The 451-nt window shown below is 41.7% G+C and carries 1 protein-coding gene; it reads right to left on the reverse strand.

Features of this window, described 5'->3' with window-relative positions:
* Positions 1 to 103 precede the first annotated feature (103 nt).
* On the reverse strand, positions 104 to 451 hold a 348-nt coding region (locus tag IQR33_RS33800), incomplete at its 5' end, for a hypothetical protein (protein ID WP_228014036.1).

A 451-nucleotide genomic window follows, 5' to 3' on the forward strand; every position in this document is an offset into this window, starting at 1 on the left:
TACGACATTTCTGCAGCGGGTTGATGGGGCTTAAAAAGAAAATTCTAAATTCAGTATGAAGTCATAAGAAAAGAAAAACCGCCCGAAGGCGGTTTTTTTGCATCTAGGAAGGGTTATCAAGTGACTTTTCCAAGGGCTTGGGTGCTTGAGTTACCGCAGGTTGTTTCTCAATCCAATCTTTCAACCATTTCTTGCGTTGAGATTCGTTATACTGCTTCCAAGTTTCAGCCGCAGACTTGTCTACGCCTTCCTCTGTCGACTCTTTCTCAATTAACCAAGGCATATCACTAAAGAAATTACCAGCCAAAGCACTATCCGCATTTAAAGAAGGAATAGAAATTACAGCATCACGACCAATATCATAGTCATCAGCTCCATTTAATCCGACTTGTTTTAGATGAGCAACCGAAAGCTCCAAGTTCGCTTTACCACCAATTACACCACCAAACGG

The organism is Vibrio sp. OPT46 (genome assembly GCF_015163535.1).
Lineage (GTDB): Bacteria > Pseudomonadota > Gammaproteobacteria > Enterobacterales > Vibrionaceae > Vibrio > Vibrio alginolyticus.